Annotated in this window: 1 protein-coding gene; it reads right to left on the minus strand. The window is 72.6% G+C overall.

Annotated elements, in window-relative coordinates:
* Positions 1–2632 (minus strand): type I polyketide synthase (locus ABZ573_RS32425; RefSeq protein WP_358122913.1); only part of this gene is annotated, 2632 nt, incomplete at its 3' end.
* Between the last annotated feature and the right edge of the window lie 18 nt (positions 2633–2650).

A 2650-nucleotide genomic window follows, 5' to 3' on the forward strand; every position in this document is an offset into this window, starting at 1 on the left:
CCGCACCCACACCCACCGCCCACAACGCCACCCGCGCACCCAACGCCCCCGTACCACCCGTCACCAACACCGTCCCCGACAACCGGAAACCACCACCCGCAGTCGTCGAAGAACCCCCACGCACCAACCGCCGCACAAACACACCCGACGACCGCAACGCCACCTGATCCTCACCACCAGCCGACGACAACACCCCACACAACCGACCCCACACACCCCCATCCAACAACCCCGGCAAATCCACCAAACCACCCCACCGCAACGGCACCTCCAAACCCACCACCCGACCCAAACCCCACACCGCAGCACCCAACACGTCGGTCAGGGGCTCCGCGTCGTCCACGGAGACCGCCCCACGGGTGAGCCACCAGAGCCGCCCCTGGACCTCCGTCGTGGCCAGCGCCTGCGCCACCGCCAGCGCCTCGACCACGCCCGCTCCGGCCAGCGACAGCAGCGAGACAAGCCCGGCGACCGGCTTCCCGGCCTCCACCGCTCCGGCCAGTCGGCGCGCGATCTCGTCCCGGTCCAGCGCGTCCAGCACCACCGGCACCACCTCGGCGCCCCGCTCCGCCAGCCCGGCCAGCAGCGGGTGGTCCTCCTGGCCGGGAACCATCAGCACCAGCCAGGAGCCGGTCAGGTTCTCGTTCCCGGTCACGTCCTGGCATCGCCACACCACGCGGTAGCGCCAGGAATCCACGGTCGACTGCTGCTGTGCGGCCCGCCGCCACTGCGCGAGCTTCGGCAGGACCGCGCTGAACGGTTCGTCCGCGCCGACGCCCAGCTCGCCGCCGACCAGGTCGGGGTCGCCGGACTCGACGGCCGCCCAGAACCGCCCGTCGAGAGCCTCGCCGTGCGCGTCCCGGCGGGCCACGGGCGCCGCCTCGGGCCAGTACCAGGTGTGGTCGAAGGCGTACGTGGGCAGGTCGACCACGCCCGGCCGGGCGCCGACCTGACCGTGGTAGGCAGCCCAGTCGACCGGCACACCCGCCACCCACAACTGCCCCAACGCCGCCGTCACCGCGGCGACCTCCGACTGGTCCCGCCGCGACGCCGGAACCCGCCGCACCCCCGCATCCGCGACGATCTCCGCCACCATCGCCGTCAACGTCGCATCCGGGCCAACCTCCAGGAAGGTGTCCACCCCCTGCGCCCGCAACGCCACCACACCATCGGCGAACCGCACCGGCTGCCGCACGTGCCGCACCCAGTACTCCGGATCCACCAGCTCCAACGGGTCCGCCACGGCACCCGTCACGTTCGACACCACCGCGACGCGCGGCACCCGCCAGTCGAGCCCCGCCACCACCGACCGGAACTCGTCCAGCATCGGCTCCATCAACCGCGAGTGGAACGCGTGACTGACCGCCAGGTCCTTCGTCCGCCAACCCCGCTCACGACAGGCCGCCACCACCGACGCCACCTCGCCGGCAGCACCCGACACCACCACCGACGTGGGACCGTTGACCGCCGCCACGTCGACCGCCGCGCCCGACGCGCCGATCAGCTCGGCGACAGCCTCCTCCGACGCGCCGACGGCCGCCATCACGCCGCCGGCCGGCAGCGCCTGCATCAACCGGCCCCGCGCCGCCACCAGCGTGCACGCATCCGCCAGGGACAACATCCCCGACACGTACGCCGCCGTCACCTCACCGATCGAATGACCCGCCAGGAAGTCGGCCCGCACACCCCACGACGAGAGCAGCTCCCACAACGCCACCTCGACCGCGAACAACCCCGCCTGCGCAAAGACGGTCTGATCCAACAGAGCAGCAGCTTCCGAACCCGGCTCCGCGAACACCACCTCGCGCAGCGAACGCGGCAACAAGCCGTCGAAACGCGCGCACACCTCGTCGAACGACGCCGCAAAGACCGGGAACGCGTCATACAGCTCCCGGCCCATCCCGACGCGCTGCGAACCCTGCCCCGTGAACAACACCGCCCGGCGACCCGCCGACACCACGCCCGACACCGCCGGCCGCCCCTCGGCCACCGCCGACAGACCGGCAACCAGGTCGTCCACCGACGAGCCCCACACCACCGCCCGGTGCTCCAACGCCGCCCGGGTCGTCGCCAACGACCACGACACGTCCACCGGCGACAGGCCACGATCGCGCACGAACGACGCCAACCGCCCCGCCTGACCCGCCAGGCCCCGCTCGGAGCGCCCCGACACCACCCACGGCACCGGCAGACCCACGGACGCGCGCTCGGCGGACGCGGGAACCGGCAGCCCGTCCGCCGATCCGCCCCGGTCGGTCTCGCCGCGCTGCTCCGCACCCGAGGGGTGGACGGACTCCGCCGCCGCCACCGGCTCCGCAGCCGACGCGGAAGCAGACCCCAGCACCGGCTGCGAGGCGGGCTCCGCCGCCAACTCCGGCTGCTCGATGATGACGTGCGCGTTCGTGCCGGAGATACCGAACGACGACACACCCGCCCGCCGGGGACGCCCCGCCCCCGGCCACTCACGCGACGCCGTCACCAACTCCACCGCACCCGACGCCCAGTCCACATGCGACGACGGCGCATCCACGTGCAACGTCGCCGGCACCATCCCGTGCCGCATCGCCAAGACCATCTTGATGATCCCGGCCACCCCCGCAGCCGCCTGCGTGTGACCGATGTTCGACTTCACCGACCCCAACAACAACGG

It is taken from the genome of Micromonospora sp. NPDC007220 (assembly GCF_040634035.1).
Classification (GTDB): Bacteria; Actinomycetota; Actinomycetes; order Mycobacteriales; family Micromonosporaceae; genus Micromonospora; species Micromonospora reichwaldensis.